This window comes from Rhodococcus wratislaviensis (assembly GCF_041228765.1).
Taxonomy (GTDB): Bacteria; Actinomycetota; Actinomycetes; order Mycobacteriales; family Mycobacteriaceae; genus Rhodococcus_F; species Rhodococcus_F wratislaviensis.
In genome coordinates, this window is record NZ_CP150488.1 from 2705744 (window position 1) to 2723069 (window position 17326).

The 17326-nt window shown below is 66.9% G+C and carries 15 protein-coding genes; 10 read left to right on the forward strand and 5 right to left on the reverse strand.

Annotated features, from left to right (window positions below):
* Window positions 1–28: 28 nt before the first annotated feature.
* Window positions 29–1285, reverse strand: a complete 1257-nt coding sequence (locus WKC72_RS12190) for an NAD(P)/FAD-dependent oxidoreductase (protein ID WP_370182739.1) — start codon at window positions 1283–1285, stop codon at window positions 29–31.
* A gap of 85 nt (window positions 1286–1370) precedes the next feature.
* On the reverse strand, window positions 1371–2534 hold the full coding sequence (locus tag WKC72_RS12195; RefSeq protein ID WP_370182740.1) for a PucR family transcriptional regulator: 1164 nt from the start codon (window positions 2532–2534) through the stop codon (window positions 1371–1373).
* 147 nt (window positions 2535–2681) lie between these two features.
* Here WKC72_RS12195 and WKC72_RS12200 point away from each other — a divergent pair, with 147 nt between their 5' ends.
* The 6 genes from WKC72_RS12200 to WKC72_RS12225 all read left to right on the forward strand — a co-directional run bounded on the left by WKC72_RS12200 (window position 2682) and on the right by WKC72_RS12225 (window position 9166).
* The gene (locus WKC72_RS12200) at window positions 2682–3683 is read left to right on the forward strand and encodes a zinc-binding alcohol dehydrogenase family protein (RefSeq protein WP_370184343.1); all 1002 of its coding nucleotides are present in this window, start codon (window positions 2682–2684) and stop codon (window positions 3681–3683) included.
* Between the two features lie 12 nt (window positions 3684–3695).
* Window positions 3696–4589, forward strand: a complete 894-nt coding sequence (locus WKC72_RS12205; RefSeq protein WP_370182741.1) for a universal stress protein — start codon at window positions 3696–3698, stop codon at window positions 4587–4589.
* 59 nt (window positions 4590–4648) lie between these two features.
* Window positions 4649–5428 carry an HAD-IIA family hydrolase gene (locus tag WKC72_RS12210; protein ID WP_370182742.1) on the forward strand — a complete coding sequence of 260 codons (780 nt, stop codon included), beginning with the start codon at window positions 4649–4651 and terminating at the stop codon, window positions 5426–5428.
* 80 nt (window positions 5429–5508) lie between these two features.
* Window positions 5509–6063, forward strand: coding sequence for a DUF6764 family protein (locus WKC72_RS12215; protein WP_037237967.1), 555 nt, complete (start codon window positions 5509–5511; stop codon window positions 6061–6063).
* Window positions 6064–6291: 228 nt separating this feature from the next.
* Window positions 6292–7917, forward strand: a complete 1626-nt coding sequence (gene groL, locus WKC72_RS12220) for a chaperonin GroEL (RefSeq protein WP_005251801.1) — start codon at window positions 6292–6294, stop codon at window positions 7915–7917.
* A gap of 274 nt (window positions 7918–8191) precedes the next feature.
* Window positions 8192–9166 carry an alpha/beta hydrolase gene (locus WKC72_RS12225; RefSeq protein ID WP_370182744.1) on the forward strand — a complete coding sequence of 325 codons (975 nt, stop codon included), beginning with the start codon at window positions 8192–8194 and terminating at the stop codon, window positions 9164–9166.
* A 580-nt stretch (window positions 9167–9746) separates the two neighbouring features.
* On the opposite strand, the gene WKC72_RS12230 is transcribed toward WKC72_RS12225, so the two are convergent.
* On the reverse strand, window positions 9747–9953 hold the full coding sequence (locus tag WKC72_RS12230; RefSeq protein ID WP_005251806.1) for a PspC domain-containing protein: 207 nt from the start codon (window positions 9951–9953) through the stop codon (window positions 9747–9749).
* A gap of 784 nt (window positions 9954–10737) precedes the next feature.
* Between WKC72_RS12230 and WKC72_RS12235 the strand changes: the two genes are divergently transcribed.
* Window positions 10738–11781, forward strand: a complete 1044-nt coding sequence (locus tag WKC72_RS12235; RefSeq protein WP_370182746.1) for an alpha/beta hydrolase — start codon at window positions 10738–10740, stop codon at window positions 11779–11781.
* Window positions 11782–11854: 73 nt separating this feature from the next.
* Window positions 11855–12688 (forward strand): alpha/beta fold hydrolase, encoded by an 834-nt coding sequence (locus WKC72_RS12240; RefSeq protein ID WP_005251814.1) that lies wholly within the window; start codon window positions 11855–11857, stop codon window positions 12686–12688.
* Window positions 12689–12740: 52 nt separating this feature from the next.
* Here WKC72_RS12240 and WKC72_RS12245 read toward each other — a convergent pair whose 3' ends face one another.
* A complete protein-coding gene (locus WKC72_RS12245) occupies window positions 12741–14819 on the reverse strand; it encodes a prolyl oligopeptidase family protein (RefSeq protein WP_370184345.1) in 2079 nt (692 codons plus the stop codon).
* Window positions 14820–14886: 67 nt separating this feature from the next.
* Between WKC72_RS12245 and lpdA the strand changes: the two genes are divergently transcribed.
* Both lpdA and WKC72_RS12255 read left to right on the forward strand, forming a co-directional pair.
* The gene (gene lpdA / locus WKC72_RS12250; RefSeq protein WP_011594956.1) at window positions 14887–16287 is read left to right on the forward strand and encodes a dihydrolipoyl dehydrogenase; all 1401 of its coding nucleotides are present in this window, start codon (window positions 14887–14889) and stop codon (window positions 16285–16287) included.
* Between the two features lie 112 nt (window positions 16288–16399).
* Entirely contained in the window at window positions 16400–16849 is a 450-nt protein-coding gene (locus WKC72_RS12255; protein ID WP_112301725.1) for a DUF5709 domain-containing protein, read from the forward strand.
* Here the strand turns inward: WKC72_RS12255 and WKC72_RS12260 are convergent.
* Window positions 16842–17252, reverse strand: coding sequence for a helix-turn-helix domain-containing protein (locus WKC72_RS12260; RefSeq protein WP_268789689.1), 411 nt, complete (start codon window positions 17250–17252; stop codon window positions 16842–16844). The genes WKC72_RS12255 and WKC72_RS12260 overlap by 8 nt on opposite strands.
* Between the last annotated feature and the right edge of the window lie 74 nt (window positions 17253–17326).

Consider the following 17326-nt stretch of genomic DNA (forward strand, 5'->3'; position numbering starts at 1 on the left):
TTCTGGGCGGCCCGGTCCTGAGCCGCGCTCAACGCAGCGGGTCGAAATGCCGCATGACGCCGGGAACCTCGCCGCCGGTCATGGAGTCGGCCAGCATGCGTCCGGTGAGCGGCCCCAGCGCGATGCCCCACATTCCGTGACCGCCCGCTACGTGCACGCGGGGGGAGCGGGTGGCTCCGACGAGCGGAAGTCCGTCGGTGGTGCAGGGCCGGGACCCGACCCACTCCTCCTGACGCGATTCCCAGTCGATGCCGGTGAACATGGGCGTCGCGGCCTCGATGATCGCCTGGACCCGGCGCGGGTCGAGAGGTGCGTCGGGACTGCGGAATTCCATCATTCCGGCGACGCGGAAACGATCCTGCAACGGCGTGCACGCCACTCGCTGGGTGGGGAAGTAGATCGGGTTCTTCGGCATCTGCTGGGGCTGGACGCTGAAGCTGTAGCCGCGGCCGGCCTGCACGAGGGCGCGGACACCGAACGGGCGGGCCAGTGCATTGAGGCGTGCGCCGCTGGCGATGACGACGGCATCGGCGGCTACCGCGTCGCCGGTGGCCGAGACCAGCCGGACCCCCGACTGTCCCCGATCCTGCACAGCCGTCACGTCGAAGCCGGACCTGATCTCACCGCCACGGGCCCGGACGGCGTCGGCGAGGGAGTGCACGAAGCGCGGCGGGTCGATGAAACGCTGGTTGCGCAGCCTCAGGCCGGAGTGCACGCCGTCGCCGAGACTCGGCTCGAGAGAGTGGATCTCGTCCCTGTCGACGCGGTCGTACTCGACCTCCCCGCCGGCGGCCTCGACGTGACGGAACTCGTCGACGAGCGCTTCCCGGTCCTCGTCCGACTTGAACGCGGTGAGGAACGGGTCGGCGAGATGGGTGTGCTCCCGCACGCCGCCGTCCGCGAGTTCGTCGTAGGCGCCCAGGGAGATCCGGTTGACCTCGGCGTAGACCTTCATCGCGTCCTCCCACCGGGAGGGCGTGCAGTGCCGCGCGAAGCCGACGAGGAAACGCACCAGGCGCAGATCGGTCGTGAAGGGAACATAGACCGGCGACGACGGATTCAGCATCGCGCGCAGCCCGTACTTCAGTACGGCGGGCTCGGGAAGCGGCAGCGTCAATGCCGGTGCGAGCCAACCCGCATTACCCCAGGACGCGTCCGACGCGACACCGTCCCGGTCGACGACCGTGACACGCACGCCACGCTCCTGGAGGAACCACGCCGTGGACAATCCGACGACGCCTGCTCCGACGATCGCGACATGGTCAGGGCGCTGCACTGTGCTCATGACTCCATCATCGGTCGGCGACGGCGCCGGGGGAGTAGCCGTTCGGCCAGTCCCGGACAGTGACCCCTGTGCAATCGGCCAGGGGTCACATGTCCCGCAGTCCCGTCAGCTTCAGGTGCAGCATCAGGATGAGCCGGGTGTCCGCGTCGGCCAGGTCCACGCCGCACGAATCGACGCAGCGTCGCAGCCGGTTCCTGAGGGTGTTGGGGTGCACGTGCAGTGCGGCCGCCGCATCGGCGACGTCGCCGCCGTGGGCGAGGAAGGCGCGGGCCGTGGCCACGAGATCGGTCCCGTGCTGCTCGTCGTGCCGGGTGAGCGCGGCGAGCGGGGTGAGCTCGCCCAGGCCGTCGAAGATGTCCGCGACGCGCAACGCCAGCACGGACGCGAGACTGTCCCGCATCGTCCCGACGACACCGCCGGATCGGGCGTGCTGCAGGACGGTGAGGACCCGGTCGGCGTCCCCCCGCGACAGGTGAGCCTGGCTGGCCGTGGTCACTTCGCGTCCGACGGCGACTACGAATGCCGCCCCGCTGCGGGCGCGACCGAGGAAATTCTCGGCGAGGCGACGGACATCCTTCTCCGATGCGGCGATGACGACGTAGATGACGTCGTCGAGCTGGGCGGCGACCGAATCGACCGCCAGCGTGTCGAGGTACAGGCCGAGGGAGGCGAGCAAACCGGACGGCAGGGAGCGGCCGATCGCGACCGGGGCGGCCGCCGCGACGGTCAGCCTTCCCTCCAGCCGGAGGTCGTCGGCGGCGCGGAAGGCGGGCTCGCCGCCGTTGATCAGCGCACGCACCCGATCGACCTGCATCCGGCGTGTCACGTCCACCCGTTCCCGCTCCGCCGCGATGTGTTCGGCGACGACGGGGACCGCGGACCGCAGGATCGATTCCTGTTCCGGGGTGGGGGCGGACGTCATCGCCGCCCAGATCGACCCGACCGACCGTCCCGCGTCGCGCACCGCGATCACCGCGCGGGGAGTCATGTTCGGCATTCGCATGTCCACGTAGAAGACGTCGGTGTCGCGATGGAGGCGCTCGAAGATGCCGGCGTCCTCGAGGAGCTGCCGGTACTTCCCGGGCACCTGCCGTCCCAGGATGGTTTCGATGCGGGCTTGGTCCACGGCCTGCTCGCCGCTCGAATAGGCCAGAACCGTCGAGTTCTCGTCCTCGATCGTGATCGGCGCGCCGATCAGCTCGGCCAGCGACCCCGCCACCGTGAACAGGTCTTCACCGCGCAGGTCCATGTCTGGGAGCCTAGTTGCCGGGGCCGGTCCGGCCCGGTCTTCGCCGCGACACCGTGTCCTCGAGACACGGGCCTCAGGGTCCTGGCGGTGGCCACCCCGCACGGGCATTGTGGGGGTATGGCGGCGGCGCAGGGCGGAACCGGAACGATGACCGCGTGGCGCGTGGTCGCGCCGGGCCCCGTCGCGGGCCACCCTCTGGAATTCGGACGTGAGACCATCCCCGAGCCGGGGCCGGGCGAACTTCTCGTGAAGGTGCTGGCGTGCGGAGTGTGCCGCACCGACCTGCACGTGACCGAAGGGGATCTGCCCGTGCACCGGCCCGGGGTGATTCCCGGCCACGAGGTGGTGGGGGAGGTTGCCGCACTGGGTGATTCGGTGTCGGGGTCCTTCGCAGTCGGCGACCGGGTAGGTATCGCCTGGCTGCGTCACACCTGCGGACATTGCGCGGCCTGCCTGCGCGGCGCGGAGAACCTGTGCAGGCAGTCGCGGTACACGGGTTGGGATGCGGACGGCGGATACGCCGAATTCGCGACGGTCCCGGCCGACTACGCGCTGCACCTGCCTGCGGGCTACTCGGACACCGAACTCGCACCACTGCTGTGCGCCGGGATCATCGGCTACCGGGCGCTCGAACGTGCCGCCGTCCCCGACGGCGGTGCGCTGGGCATCTACGGGTTCGGCGGCAGCGCGCACCTCACCGCCCAGGTCGCGTCGATCCGCGGTGCCCGGGTGCACGTCATGACGCGCGGGGCGGAGGCCCGTGCGCTGGCGCAGCGACTCGGGGCGGCGTCCGTGCAGGGCGTCCGCGACGTGCCGCCGGAACCCCTCGACTCCGCGATTCTGTTCGCCCCGGTGGGCGATCTGGTGCCCGTGGCGATGGAGGCGCTCGCCGACGGCGGCACCCTCGCAGTCGCGGGGATCCACCTCTCCGACATTCCCACGCTCGAGTATCAGAGGCATCTGTTCCGGGAACGGCAGATCCGCAGCGTCACCGCCAACACCCGTTCGGATTCCGTCGAATTCCTGCGCATCGCAGCGGAACACCGGCTGAGTATCGACATCCACCCGTACCCACTCGACCGCGCCGACCGGGCCCTGCGCGACCTGGACGGCGGAAAGTTCAGCGGTGCAGCAGTTCTCGAGCCGTAGAGGGAGAGAAATATGAGCGAACATGCAGGGCCGCCCGTGGTCGTCGGTATCGATGGTTCACGCGCCGCGCTCGACGCGGCGCGCTGGGCCGCGGGCACGGCGGTCCGGATCGGCGCCCCACTCCTGCTCGCCCACACCTACCCGGACGAGGCCACGTTCTACAACGGCACCGCGATGATGATCGACGCCCAGTTCATCCAGGAACTGCGCGAGGACGGCAACGCGATGCTCGACGCCACCACCGCCGCCGTCCTGCAGGACCATCCCGGACTCGCCGTCGAGCGCGACGTCCGATCCGGGACGGCGGCGTCCCACCTGATCGAGTTGTCGAGGGCGGCGCGGGTCGTGGCGCTCGGCGCGCAGGGTGCGGGCGCGGTCACCGACTACCTTCTCGGGTCCACGGTGCTCCGCACGGTCAACCACGCGCACAGCCCGGTCGCGGTCGTCCGGGGAGCGCCCGCGACGGCGTCGCCGGACACCCGCCCGATCGTCGTGGGCGTGGACGGCAGCCAGGTCAGCGAGAAAGCCGTCGAGGAGGCGTTCGCACTCGCGTCCGCGTTCGGTGTCGGTCTGGACGTGGTGCACGCGTGGAGCGGCGAGAAGCAGCACGGGCTCGCCCATGCGTCGAAGTACGTGGACTGGGCCGCCTACGAGGAAGGGGAGAAGGCCGTCGTGTCCGAATGCCTCGCCGGCATCCGGGACGAGTACCCGGACGTGCCGGTGAACGAGGTGACGACACAGGGGGTGTCCGCCGACGTCCTCCTGCGGCACGCGGCGACGGCGCAACTGCTGGTGGTCGGAAGCCACGGCCGGGGGAAGGTGATGGGTGCCCTGCTCGGATCCGTCAGCCAGAATCTGGTCCACCACGCCCCCTGCCCCGTTCTCGTCTGCCGGGCTCGGCAGTGACACCGTCCGAGCCGTGCTCGGCAGTGACACCGTCCGAGCCGCGCGGATAGGCTCCTGTCATGGCTGGGGTCGAGGGTGTCCTGCTCGATATAGACGGGGTGCTGGTTACTTCGTGGCATCCGATCGACGGTGCGGCTGCCGCGGTGCGGGAGGTGCGCGAGCGCGGACTCGCGTGCGCCTACCTCACCAACACGACGTCCCGGACGTGCGACGAGATCGCCGAGGCCCTGCGGTCGGCAGGCATCGAGGCGGACTCCGGCGAGATCGTCACGGCGGCCCGGCTCACCGCGGAGTACGTCCGGTCGACCTACCCCGGGTCGCGGGCCTGGGTCCTCAACAGCGGCGACATCACAGCCGATCTGTCCGGAATCGAACTGGACGACGAGGACCCCGAGGTGGTGATCCTCGGTGGGGCGGGGCCGGAATTCACCCACGAGGCCCTCAGCCGCGTGGTCGAGCTGATGCTCGACGGCGTCCCCGTCGTCGCGATGCACCGGGGCACCACGTGGGCCACCCACGACGGGCTGCGCATCGACACGGGCACCTACCTCCCCGGCATGGAGGAGGTCGCGGGAACCAACGTCGTCTCGGTGGGCAAGCCGTCGCTCGCCGCGTTCCTCACCGCCACCGATCTGATAGGCACGGAACCGGACGTGACGGTGATGGTCGGTGACGATCTGACGGGTGACGTCCTGGCCGCGCAGCGGGTGGGACTCACGGGCGTGCTGGTGCGGACGGGCAAGTTCCGCCAGTCGATTCTGGACCTCGCCCCGCAGCGACCGGACCACGTCGTCGATTCGGTCGCGCAGCTGCCGAAGCTCCTCGACGAACTCGCCTGACCGCGGTCCGGGACTAACCGGCCGCGAGCGGGTACTCTCGCGGCGAATCCTCCAATTCGACGTTCCCAGAAGGAGCTTCCATGCTCGCTGTCTCCACCCCCGTCACCTCGACCGCCTCGGCATCTCGTACTCGTATCTCGTCTCTGTTCGGCCGACGGCTGGCACGTGTGGGAGCGGCGATGGCCGTGGGTCTGGGCGTCGCGGCGGGAATCTCGGTGGCCGGCGCTGGCGTCGCCGGTGCCGCCCCCGTCAACTGTGTCTCCCCGCCGTCGGCGAACGACGTTCAGGTGTCGGACACCGCGAGCTGCGGCGCCAAGGCGACCGAGGCCGGCGTCGCCCACGCGATGGCCGCGGACAGCGGCACCGCGGTGAGTGTCGCCAACGGACACAGCGGCGCCACCACGTACGCCAACGGATACGGAACGTCGCTCGGTGCGTCGACCGGCTCGGGTCAGGCGTACGCGCTCGCGCTCGGCGGCGGCATCGCCCGTTCCGGTGCGGCCGACGGCACCACCACCGTCGCGATCGCAGGCTGGGGTTCGGGTGCGACTGCCGACGCGAACGGCGTCGACTGCGTCGGCGCGCTGTCCCTCGCGTTCAACGTGAACACCGGTCAGGTCTGCGCGATGCGCTGATCGCCCGGCGCACCGGTTCCGTCCCGACCTTGCACTCACCCTGTCCGAGTGCTAAAAATGCACTTGGCACTCACGACGCGTGAGTGCCAGGTCGGGACGGTGAGACCGGGAACCAAAGACACCCCTGGTCGTCCGTCGCGGGCACCGAACTCGGCCGAAGGCGTAAATGAGGCGACCCGACTAGCGGTCGCCTTGTGTGTCACCCCCAATCCGGAGGATCACTTCGCAATGGCCAAGATCATCGCGTTCGACGAAGAGGCCCGTCGCGGCCTCGAGCGGGGACTCAACGCCCTCGCCGACGCAGTCAAGGTGACGTTGGGCCCCAAGGGTCGCAACGTCGTGCTCGAGAAGAAGTGGGGCGCCCCCACGATCACCAACGATGGTGTTTCCATCGCCAAGGAGATCGAGCTCGAGGACCCCTACGAGAAGATCGGTGCCGAGCTGGTCAAGGAGGTCGCCAAGAAGACTGACGACGTCGCCGGCGACGGAACCACCACCGCTACCGTTCTCGCCCAGGCTCTCGTCCGTGAGGGTCTCCGCAACGTCGCTGCCGGCGCCAACCCGCTGGGTCTGAAGCGCGGCATCGAGAAGGCCGTCGAGGCCGTCACCGTGCGTCTGCTCGAGACCGCCAAGGAGATCGACACCAAGGAGCAGATCGCTGCTACCGCTGGTATCTCCGCAGGCGACCCGTCCATCGGCGAGCTCATCGCCGAGGCCATGGACAAGGTCGGCAAGGAAGGCGTCATCACGGTCGAGGAGTCCAACACCTTCGGCCTGCAGCTCGAGCTCACCGAGGGCATGCGCTTCGACAAGGGCTACATCTCGGCGTACTTCGCCACCGATCCCGAGCGTCAGGAAGCCGTCCTCGAGGACGCGTACATCCTGCTCGTGAGCTCCAAGATCTCCACGGTCAAGGACCTGCTGCCGCTGCTGGAGAAGGTCATCCAGTCCGGCAAGCCGTTGGTCATCATCGCCGAGGACGTCGAGGGCGAAGCCCTGTCCACCCTGGTGGTCAACAAGATCCGTGGCACCTTCAAGTCCGTGGCCGTCAAGGCTCCCGGCTTCGGTGACCGTCGCAAGGCTCAGCTCGCCGACATCGCCATCCTCACCGGTGGCGAGGTCATCAGCGAAGAGGTCGGCCTCTCCCTGGAGACCGCCGGACTCGAGCTGCTCGGCCAGGCACGCAAGGTCGTCATCACCAAGGACGAGACCACCATCGTCGAAGGCGCGGGAGACCCCGAGGCCATCGCCGGTCGCGTGTCGCAGATCCGCGCCGAGATCGAGAACAGCGACTCCGACTACGACCGCGAGAAGCTGCAGGAGCGCCTGGCCAAGCTGGCCGGTGGCGTTGCAGTCATCAAGGCCGGCGCTGCCACCGAGGTGGAGCTCAAGGAGCGCAAGCACCGCATCGAAGATGCCGTGCGTAACGCCAAGGCTGCCGTCGAAGAGGGCATCGTCGCCGGTGGTGGCGTGGCTCTGCTGCAGTCGGCTCCCGCGCTCGACGACCTGAAGCTCGAAGGTGACGAGGCCACCGGTGCGAACATCGTTCGCGTCGCCCTCGAAGCACCGCTGAAGCAGATCGCCTTCAACGCGGGCCTCGAGCCCGGCGTCGTTGCCGAGAAGGTTCGCAACCTGCCCGCAGGTCACGGCCTCAACGCCTCGACCAACGAGTACGGCGACCTGCTCGAAGCCGGCATCAACGACCCGGTCAAGGTCACCCGCTCCGCGCTGCAGAACGCAGCGTCCATCGCGGCTCTGTTCCTGACCACCGAGGCCGTCGTCGCCGACAAGCCGGAGAAGGCCGGAGCGCCCGTGGGCGACCCGACCGGCGGCATGGGCGGTATGGACTTCTAAAGGCGGCTACGCCTCCCGTGAGTGGGTGAGGAGTCCTCGGACTCGCCCACCACTCACGGGCACGAAGTGCTCGAAGAGCCCGGGACACCATCTGGTGTCCCGGGCTCTTTCTAGTCTGTGACCTCCCCTTTTCCATGAACTGGTCGGTTGTTCAACTGTTTTTCGCATTTCGGTCTCGGACCGCGGAAATTCGGGTAAAAAGGACCTTTAGCAACCCTCCCGAACGACTTTCCGGTTCGCTGCGGCGTGGGTACGACGGAAGTGGACGAGACGAATGCGTTGTGGGCAAACGCGGCGTTACGCACGCTGGACGGCGCTGGTCGCGCTGCCGTTGACGGCCGGTCTACCGGTGGCGTCGGCCGAACCCGATCCCGACCCCGAGACCGTGACGGTGCACGTCTACTCCCCGGCGATGGACAGGGTCGTTCCGGTGGCGGTGCAGACACCCGCGGACACCAGCGTCCCGCGTCCCACGCTGTACCTCCTCAACGGCGCCGGGGGCGGTGAGGACGAGGCGACGTGGCAACACCAGACCGACGTCGAGTCGTTCCTCGCCGACAAGAACGTGAACGTCGTGACGCCGCTCGCCGGCGCCTTCAGTTACTACACGGACTGGGAACGCGACGACCCCGAACTCGGACGCAACAAGTGGGCGACGTTCCTCACGCAGGAGTTGCCGCCGATCATCGATGCGGAGTTCGGGACGTCGGGCGTCAACGCCATCGCGGGCATCTCCATGGCGGGTACGTCGGTACTGAGCCTCGCGATCGCGGCCCCGTCGCTGTATCGGGGCATCGGCGCCTACAGCGGATACGCCGAAACGAGCACCGACGCTGGGCAGTTCTACGTCCGGACCGTGGTCGAGAGCCGTGGCGGAGCCGACTCGGAAAACATGTGGGGGCCGGTGGGTGGCCCCGGCTGGGTCGCCAACGATCCGTTGGTGAATGCCGAGAAGCTTCGCGGCGCGGCCATGTTCATCTCGTCGTCCTCGGGACTTCCCGGGGAGCACGACACTCTGACTGCCAGGTCGGTCGACGGCGATCCGTCGATGCTGGCCAATCAGGTGATCGTCGGCGGAATCATCGAGGCGGCGGTCGACAGCTGCACTCGCCGGCTGGCGTCTCGGTTCGACGAGCTCGGCATCGACGCGACGTTCGACTTCCGGCCGTCGGGGACGCACTCGTGGGGCTACTGGGAAGACGACCTGCACGAGTCGTGGCCGATGCTTGCCGCCTCCATGGGGTTGTAGGGGGAGTATTCGCGCGCGCAGTCCGGTTGAATCCTGTTCTGCTGCAACAAAGCGATTGATCCGGCACTTCGCCTCGGAGGGCCGGTTTCGTCCTGTCCGCGCCCCGACTCGTCCAGAAGTGCTCGAGAGTTGTTGCAGAAGCATACTTTTCGAAACCCACACGTGCTCACAGAGGTTGATGCTTTAATGTGAGGGACGGTAACGGAGGCTGAATTCCGTTGCTGCGCACCAAGTAACAGGAGGATTCATGGGAAGCACGACCCTCACCGACATCATCACTTTCGTATTCGATCTGCTCGCGCAAAGCGCCACGTTCTTCAGCTGATCAAGTCATCCCTCGGCGCTGCCGGGGTAGTTCGTCACCGAAAGCGACGCGCTGTGCGTCCGTGAAGATGGAGGAAGAATGGGAAGCATCACCAACGGCTGGGAAGCGATCAGCCAGTTCACTCAGCTCATCCTGGCGATCATTCCGGCCCTCGTCACAGGGTCTCTGTGACCGTGGCGCGTCGGTAGATCTCGTGTCGGCTGTGGCCGTGGATTCGTTCCACGGCCACAGTGCTTTCCGGTGCTGTCGCCCGTGTCAGTGTCCGGCCGGCATCAGCATCCATGCGGCGAGGTAGACGAGTGCCGCGGTGCCGCCGGTGACCAGCGTGGCAACCACGGTGAGCAACCGGACGAGGTTGACGTCCACCGAGAAGTATTCGGCGATGCCGCCGCAGACGCCTGCGAGCATCTTCTGGTTGTCGGAACGGGTGAACTGGCGGGGAGTGTTGCTGTCGAATGTCATGCCTCCATTCTGTTCGGCGGGGCCTGCCGGCACATCGGGATGTACCCCGATCTCGACCCTGGTCTTTCACCCTGAGTGTCCGTTCCGTACCGCCGGTTGCTCGTGCGTCGAATCGATCGTTCTCCGTGTCCGCGCCGCGCCGAGAAGCCCGATATCCCACACTTCAGGTCAATTAAATGCCACAATGGAAACTTTTGCCATCGAATTATTGGTTTCGAGACAAAATCGGATGCGTTCACCAGGGCGAAGAAGAGATGTTCGAATTCGTCCACGCCTCGTTACTCCGCAGGAGAATTCAAGGGCAGTGACAAGAAAAAGTCCGGAAACAATGCAACGAGGTATGTTCTGTCGCTCTTCGATTACGAGAACGTGGATCCGGCGATCGCAGTCGCCGCATATCCCCAGTTAGATGGGCATGTTCTGAAGGTAATTGAGAAGTAACCGGTGCTGATTTCCGGGTTCGTCGTTAAGTCAACGATCGCAAATGTTTACCACTTTGTGCTTATTCGGGGAGAAAACTCGGGTACAAATGACGGAGCCCCTGATCGCGGGGGGAAGTTCGAAATCCACTGCGTCGAAAAGGAGTAATACTATGTCCGACAGCTTTCTGACTCTGCTCGAAGCGCTCACCACACTGATCGACTTCATCGGGTCTGTCGCGGAATAGGGAAACCCCCGTTTCGACCCCACTTCTCGACGAGAGCTGGAGTCCACATGACATCATGTGGACTCCAGCTCTCGCCTCTTCGGAGTCGGGCAGGTGACGTCGCAGCGAAGGAGAACGATGGTCAACCGCACTGCAGCGGGTAGGTACGGGGTGCGGTTTGCGCTCGCGGTCGCTCTGACGACGGCAATTCCGTGCCTCGGAGTCCAGGCGTCCGCTTCTGCCGATCCGACCGAAGACACCAGTGTCGCGGACGGTGGCTCCCACCTGGTGAGCACCGACGAGATCGACGACCGGCAGTCGACCATGCAGGTGTACTCGGCCTCCATGGACCGGGAGATCCCGCTGCGGGTGATCACCCCCGCGGATACGAGCGAACCGAGGCCCACGCTGTACCTGCTCAACGGGGCGGGCGGCGGCGAGGACTCCGCCACGTGGCAGGCCAGGACGGATGTCGTCGACTTCTTCGCCGACAAGAACGTCAACGTCGTCACGCCCATGGAGGGCGCGTTCAGTTACTACACGGACTGGGAGCAGACCGACCCGGAACTGGGCAACAACAAGTGGACGACGTTCCTCACGCAGGAACTTCCGCCGATCGTCGATTCCGCGCTCGGCACCAACGGCGTCAACTCGATCGCCGGTATCTCGATGGCGGGTAGTTCGGTGCTGAGCCTGGCACAGTCGGCGCCCGGCCTGTACGAGAGCGTCGGCGCCTACAGCGGCTGCGCGATGACCAGCACCGACCCCGGCCGCACGTACGTACAGCTGGTAGTCGAGGGCCGCGGCGGCGGCGACACCTCCAACATGTGGGGACCGGAAGACGGCCCCGGCTGGACGGCCAACGACCCGTACATCAACGCGGAGAAGCTGCGCGGACTCGACATCTACGTCAGCAACGGTTCCGGGTTGCCCGGGCCCGGCGATCAGCTGAACGGTCCGGGGATCAACGGCGACGTCGGAACGCTCGCCAACCAGATTCTCCTCGGCGGCGCCATCGAGGCGGCCACCAACCAGTGCACCCACGCGCTCGCGGACAAGCTGAACGGACTGCAGATTCCCGCAACGTTCGACTTCAGGCCCGTCGGCACGCACTCGTGGTCCTACTGGCAGGAAGACCTGCACAAGTCGTGGCCGATGCTCGCTGCGTCCATCGGCCTGTAATCACCGGTCTCGGATGAGACTCGACCCCCGCAGATCCCGGATCTGCGGGGGTCGAGCCGTCTAGTCTGACGAAGTGGAGACAGTACCGATCCAGATGCCCGACGGAACCACCACTCCGGTTCGCCTGTTTCCCGGCCCGGACGAGGCCCCCGTCATCGTGGTGTTTCCCGGCCTGGGAATTCCCGCCGGCTACTACGAACCCTTCGCCGAGGAACTCGTGTCCCGGGGGTTCAACGCGGCGATCGGCGAACTCCGTGGCCAGGGCGACAGTCGTCCCCGCCCGAGCAGTGCCAGCACGTACGGCTACCACGAACTGGTGGCCCTCGACTTTCCCGCGATCTTCGAAGTGGTGCGGGAGCGCTTTCCCGCCGCCACGCCCTTCCTGCTCGGACACAGCATGGGGGGTCAGCTCGGGGTGATGTACGCGGCCCGGATCCGCGGCCGGCTCGGCGGGATCGTGCTCGTCGCGTCCGGGTCGCCGTATCACCGGGGGTTCCCCGGCATCCATGCCCCGCGGATGCTGGTGGGCGCCGCGGCGATGTCGATGACGGCCAACCTTGCGGGGTTCTGGCCCGGCGACAAACTCGACATCGGAGGGTTCGGGCGGCAGTCGAAGGCGCTGATCACCGATTGGTCGCGATTCGCCCGCACCGGCAGGATCGAGCCCGACGGCGCCGACATCGACTACGAGGAACGCATCGCCCGGCTGAAACTGCCGGTGCTGTCGGTGACCGTCGAGGGTGACGATCTGGCTCCGGAATCCTCGGCGAAGAACCTCCTCGCGAAACTCCCGAACGCCGACGTCACGCTGTGGCACCAACCGCAGCCGCTGGGTCACAACGGCTGGATCCGCGACCCGGCCGGCACCGTCGACCGGATCGTCGAGTGGATCCACGACCACACCTGACCCGTGAGTACTTGTTAACCGCGGGCGGTTAACAAGTACTCACGGCAGGTGCTCACGGTTGGGTGAGCATCTCCCACAGGAACGTGAACGTCAGCGCCGACTTGAATGCGGCCTGCGCGTTGTCCGCCGCCCCGCCGTGCCCGCCCTCGATGTTCTCGTAGTACCAGACCTCGTGGCCCTGCTCCTCGAGCAGCGCCGTCATCTTGCGGGCGTGGCCCGGGTGGACGCGATCGTCGCGGGTGGACGTGGTGACGAGGATCGGCGGGTAGTCCGCGGTCGCGTCGGTGTTCTGATACGGCGAGTACTCGCTGATGAACTTCCAGTCGTCCGGGTTGTCCGGATCGCCGTACTCGGCCATCCAGGACGCCCCGGCGAGCAGCAGGTGGTACCGCTTCATGTCGAGGAGCGGAACCTGGCACACGATCGCCCCGAACAGTTCCGGGTAGCGGGTGAGCATGACACCCATGAGGAGTCCGCCGTTGCTGCCGCCCTGGATCCCGAGCTGCTTCGACGTCGTGATCCCCCGGGCCACGAGGTCGCGAGCGACGGCGGCGAAGTCCTCGAAAGCCCTGTGACGACCCTCCCGCACCGCCTGGGTGTGCCACGACGGGCCGTACTCGCCGCCGCCGCGGATGTTCGCCACCACGTACGCGCCGCCGCGCTCGAGCCACGCGAACCCGACCGAACCGCTGTACCCCGGGACCATCGAATTCTCGAAGCCCCCGTATCCGTACAGCATGGTGGGGCAGGGGCCGGTGACGTCGTCGCGGCGCACGACGAAGTAGGGGATCTCGGTTCCGTCGTCGGACACCGCGAAGTGCTGCGTCACGGACATGCCGTCCGCGTCGAAGAACGACGGCGCCTGCTTGACGGGTTCGAGCGGTCCGCCGACCGTGCCGTACAGCAGCGTCGCCGGCGTCGTGAATCCGCTGGAGTTGACGAAGAAGCTGTCGCTGGTGCGGGGGTCGGTGCTGATGATCCCGCTCGCCGTGAGTTCCGGTACACCGTCGAGGGGCTTCTCCTCCCACCCGGTGTCGTTCGGCGTGAGCACCGACAGCTTGGTCTGCACGTCCGACAGTCGCACGAGGAGGAGGTGGTTCCGGGTCCATGTCCCCTGCTCGAGGGACGTGTGCTCGTCCGGGGTGAACAGTGGCGTCAGCTCCCGTGACCCGGCGAGGAAGTCGGCGTAGTTCGCGGCGAGCAGCGACCCGGCCGGGTAGACGGTGCCGTCCACCTCCCAGTCGGTGCGCGGACGGATGGTCAACCAGTCGCGGTACACGGACGAGCCCGCGTCGTCGGGGGTGTCGATCCGGACCTTCGACCCGTCCGGGAGCAGCTGGTAGCGCTCGGAGTTGTAGAAGTCCATGGACCGGCCGACGAAGTGCCGCTCGTATCCGGGAGTGTCGTCGTACGACGCGCCGACGGACACGTCGGTGGTCTCGCCCTCGAAGACGGTGACCGCCTCGGTGAGCGGGGTGCCGCGGTGCCAGCGCTTCGCGATCCTGGGGTAGCCGGAATCGGTCATCGAGCCGTCGCCGAAGTCGGTCCCGACGTACACGGTGTCCGTGTCGATCCAGCTGATGCTGGTCTTCGCCTCGGGGACGTCGAATGCGTGGTCGCCGCCGACGAATTCGCGCGTCTCGAGGTCGAACTCGCGCACCACGGACGCGTCGGCGCCACCGCGGGAGAAGGACAGCAGGGCACGCGACTGCTCGGGTCGCAGCACGCTGGCCCCTGCCCACACCCAGTTCTCGCCCTCACGTTCGGCGAGGGCGTCGACGTCGAGCAGGACGTCCCACTCCGGGTTGTCGGTGCGGTACTGCTCGAGGGTGGTGCGCCGCCAGATGCCGCGCTTGTGGTCGCCGTCGCGCCAGAAGTTGTACAGGTACTCACCGCGCATGCCGGCGTAGGGGATCCGGTCGTCCGTGTCGAGCACGTCGAGGATCCGGCTCTCGAGCGCGGAGAACTCGGCGTTCTCGGTGTACTCGGCGAGCGTGCGGGCGTTGCGCTCCCGCACCCAGTCGAGTGACCGTTCCGCGGTGACATCTTCGAGCCAGAGGAAGGGATCCGTCATGGCGCCATTCTTGCAGGCGGTGTCGTGCCTGGTCGCGGCGGCAAAGGTGTGACGGATGAGGCTACCGGCGGGTAATACGACCGCGTGGAGACAGCGATTTCGGACGGGACTACCCTGAACAACCGTGACCTCACACTATGACGTCGTTGTCCTCGGAGCCGGTCCCGGTGGGTACGTCGCTGCTATCCGCGCGGCACAGCTGGGATTGAGCACCGCCATCATCGAGCAGAAGTACTGGGGCGGTGTCTGCCTGAACGTCGGCTGCATCCCCTCCAAGGCACTTCTCCGCAATGCCGAACTTGCGCATCTCTTCACAAAAGAGGCCAAGACGTTCGGCATCTCGGGAGAGGCGTCCTTCGATTTCGGCGCAGCCTACGACCGCAGCCGCAAGGTCGCGGACGGGCGTGTCAAGGGCGTTCACTTCTTGATGAAGAAGAACAAGATCACCGAGTACGACGGCAAGGGGTCGTTCACCGACGCCAACACCCTCTCGGTCGAGCTGTCCAAGGGCGGGACGGAGACGGTGACGTTCGACAACGCCATCATCGCCACCGGTTCCACCACCAAGCTGCTGCCGGGCACCTCGCTCAGCGAGAACGTGGTCACCTACGAGGAGCAGATCCTCACCCGCGATCTCCCGGAGTCGATCCTCATCGTCGGTGCCGGCGCGATCGGCATGGAGTTCGGGTACGTCCTGAAGAACTACGGAGTGGACGTCACGATCGTCGAGTTCCTCGACCGTGCGCTGCCCAACGAGGACGCGGACGTCTCCAAGGAGATCGAGAAGCAGTACAAGAAGCTCGGCGTCACGATCAAGACCGGTGCCGCCGTCCAGAGCATCGACGACGACGGCAGCAAGGTCACCGTCTCGATCAAGAACAACAAGTCCGGCGACATCGAGACCGTCGTGGTCGACAAGGTGATGCAGTCGGTCGGGTTCGCGCCCCGCGTCGAGGGCTACGGCCTCGAGAAGACCGGCGTGCAGCTCGATCGTGGTGCGATCGGCATCACCGACACGATGCAGACGTCGGTGCCGCACATCTACGCCATCGGTGACGTGACGATGAAGCTGCAGCTGGCCCACGTGGCCGAGGCTCAGGGCGTCGTGGCCGCCGAGACGATCGCCGGCGTCGAGACGCTGCCGATCGAGGACTACCGGATGATGCCGCGGGCCACGTTCTGCCAGCCGCAGGTCGCGAGCTTCGGTCTCACCGAGCAGCAGGCCAAGGACGAGGGGTACGACGTGAAGGTCGCGACGTTCCCGTTCACCGCCAACGGCAAGGCGCACGGCCTCGGTGACCCGACCGGTTTCGTCAAGCTGATCGCCGACAAGAAGTACGGCGAACTGCTCGGTGGACACCTCATCGGCCCCGACGTCTCCGAGCTGCTGCCCGAGCTGACCCTCGCGCAGAAGTGGGACCTCACGGTCAACGAGCTGGCCCGCAACGTGCACACGCACCCGACGCTCAGCGAAGCCCTGCAGGAGGCCATCCACGGTCTCGCCGGGCACATGATCAACTTCTGACCCGAACACCGCAAGGGCCCGCACAGTCTCTGTGCGGGCCCTTTTCGTCTCTCACCGGGTTGCTTCCGCGATCCGATGGCGAAGCGTCCGTTCCGGTGGCATCGTGGGGAAGATGACCATGCCGGACAGCACGCCAGAAGGATCCGAGGGCGAGTACAGCCTGGACGAAGAGGACCAGTTGCAGCCGGAGGACACGTTGGTCGACAGAGGTGTGGACGACGTTCTCGACGAGGGCTATTCGCCTCCGGAGAGGCCGCTCGGGCTGGACGCGTACGGGACGACGTCCGCGGAGCAGCGTGAGGGCGAGACCCTCGATCAGCGGCTCGCGGAGGAAGAACCGGACCCGGCTCTGGAAGACGACGACAACGCGGAGATCCTCGACGACAACGAGGTCGGGCGGCTGCGGTCGGGCCGGCTCGTCGCAGAGGACGAGGGAGTGGGCGAGGACCAGGAGAAGGACCTGGTGGCGTCCGACATCGGCATCGACGGGGGAGCCGCGTCGGCCGAGGAGGCCGCGGTCCACATCGTCGACGAGGAAACCGACTTCGACGAACTCAGCTGACGCCGCGACCGGCCTCGTACTTCTCCTGTGCCGTCCGGACGTCGGGCATGCGCGATTCGACGAGCTCGATCAGGCCGACGAGGCGTGAACCGATGTCGGCGCCGAGCGGAGTCAGGCTGTACTCGACCTTCGGTGGGATGGCTTCGAGCACCTCACGGACTACGAGTCCGTCTCGCTCGAGGGCCTGCAACGTCTGCGACAGCATGCGCTCGCTGACGCCGTCGACGCGTCGGCGAAGCGCGCTGAACCGGTAGCTGCCTTCGGTCAGCGCCGCGAGCGCGAGCACGCCCCAGCGACCGGTGATGGTCTGCAGGGTCTCGCGAGACGTGCAGTCGCGCGCGAAGACGTCGGCCTCGAGGGTGACGTCTTCGTGTTCTCGTGCTGGCTGTGCGAGCTCGGACATGCGTCCAGTCTACCCCACGCGAAGGAAGTGCTTACTCGAGCATTTGCACTTACGAAAAATTAGTGCATGATGAG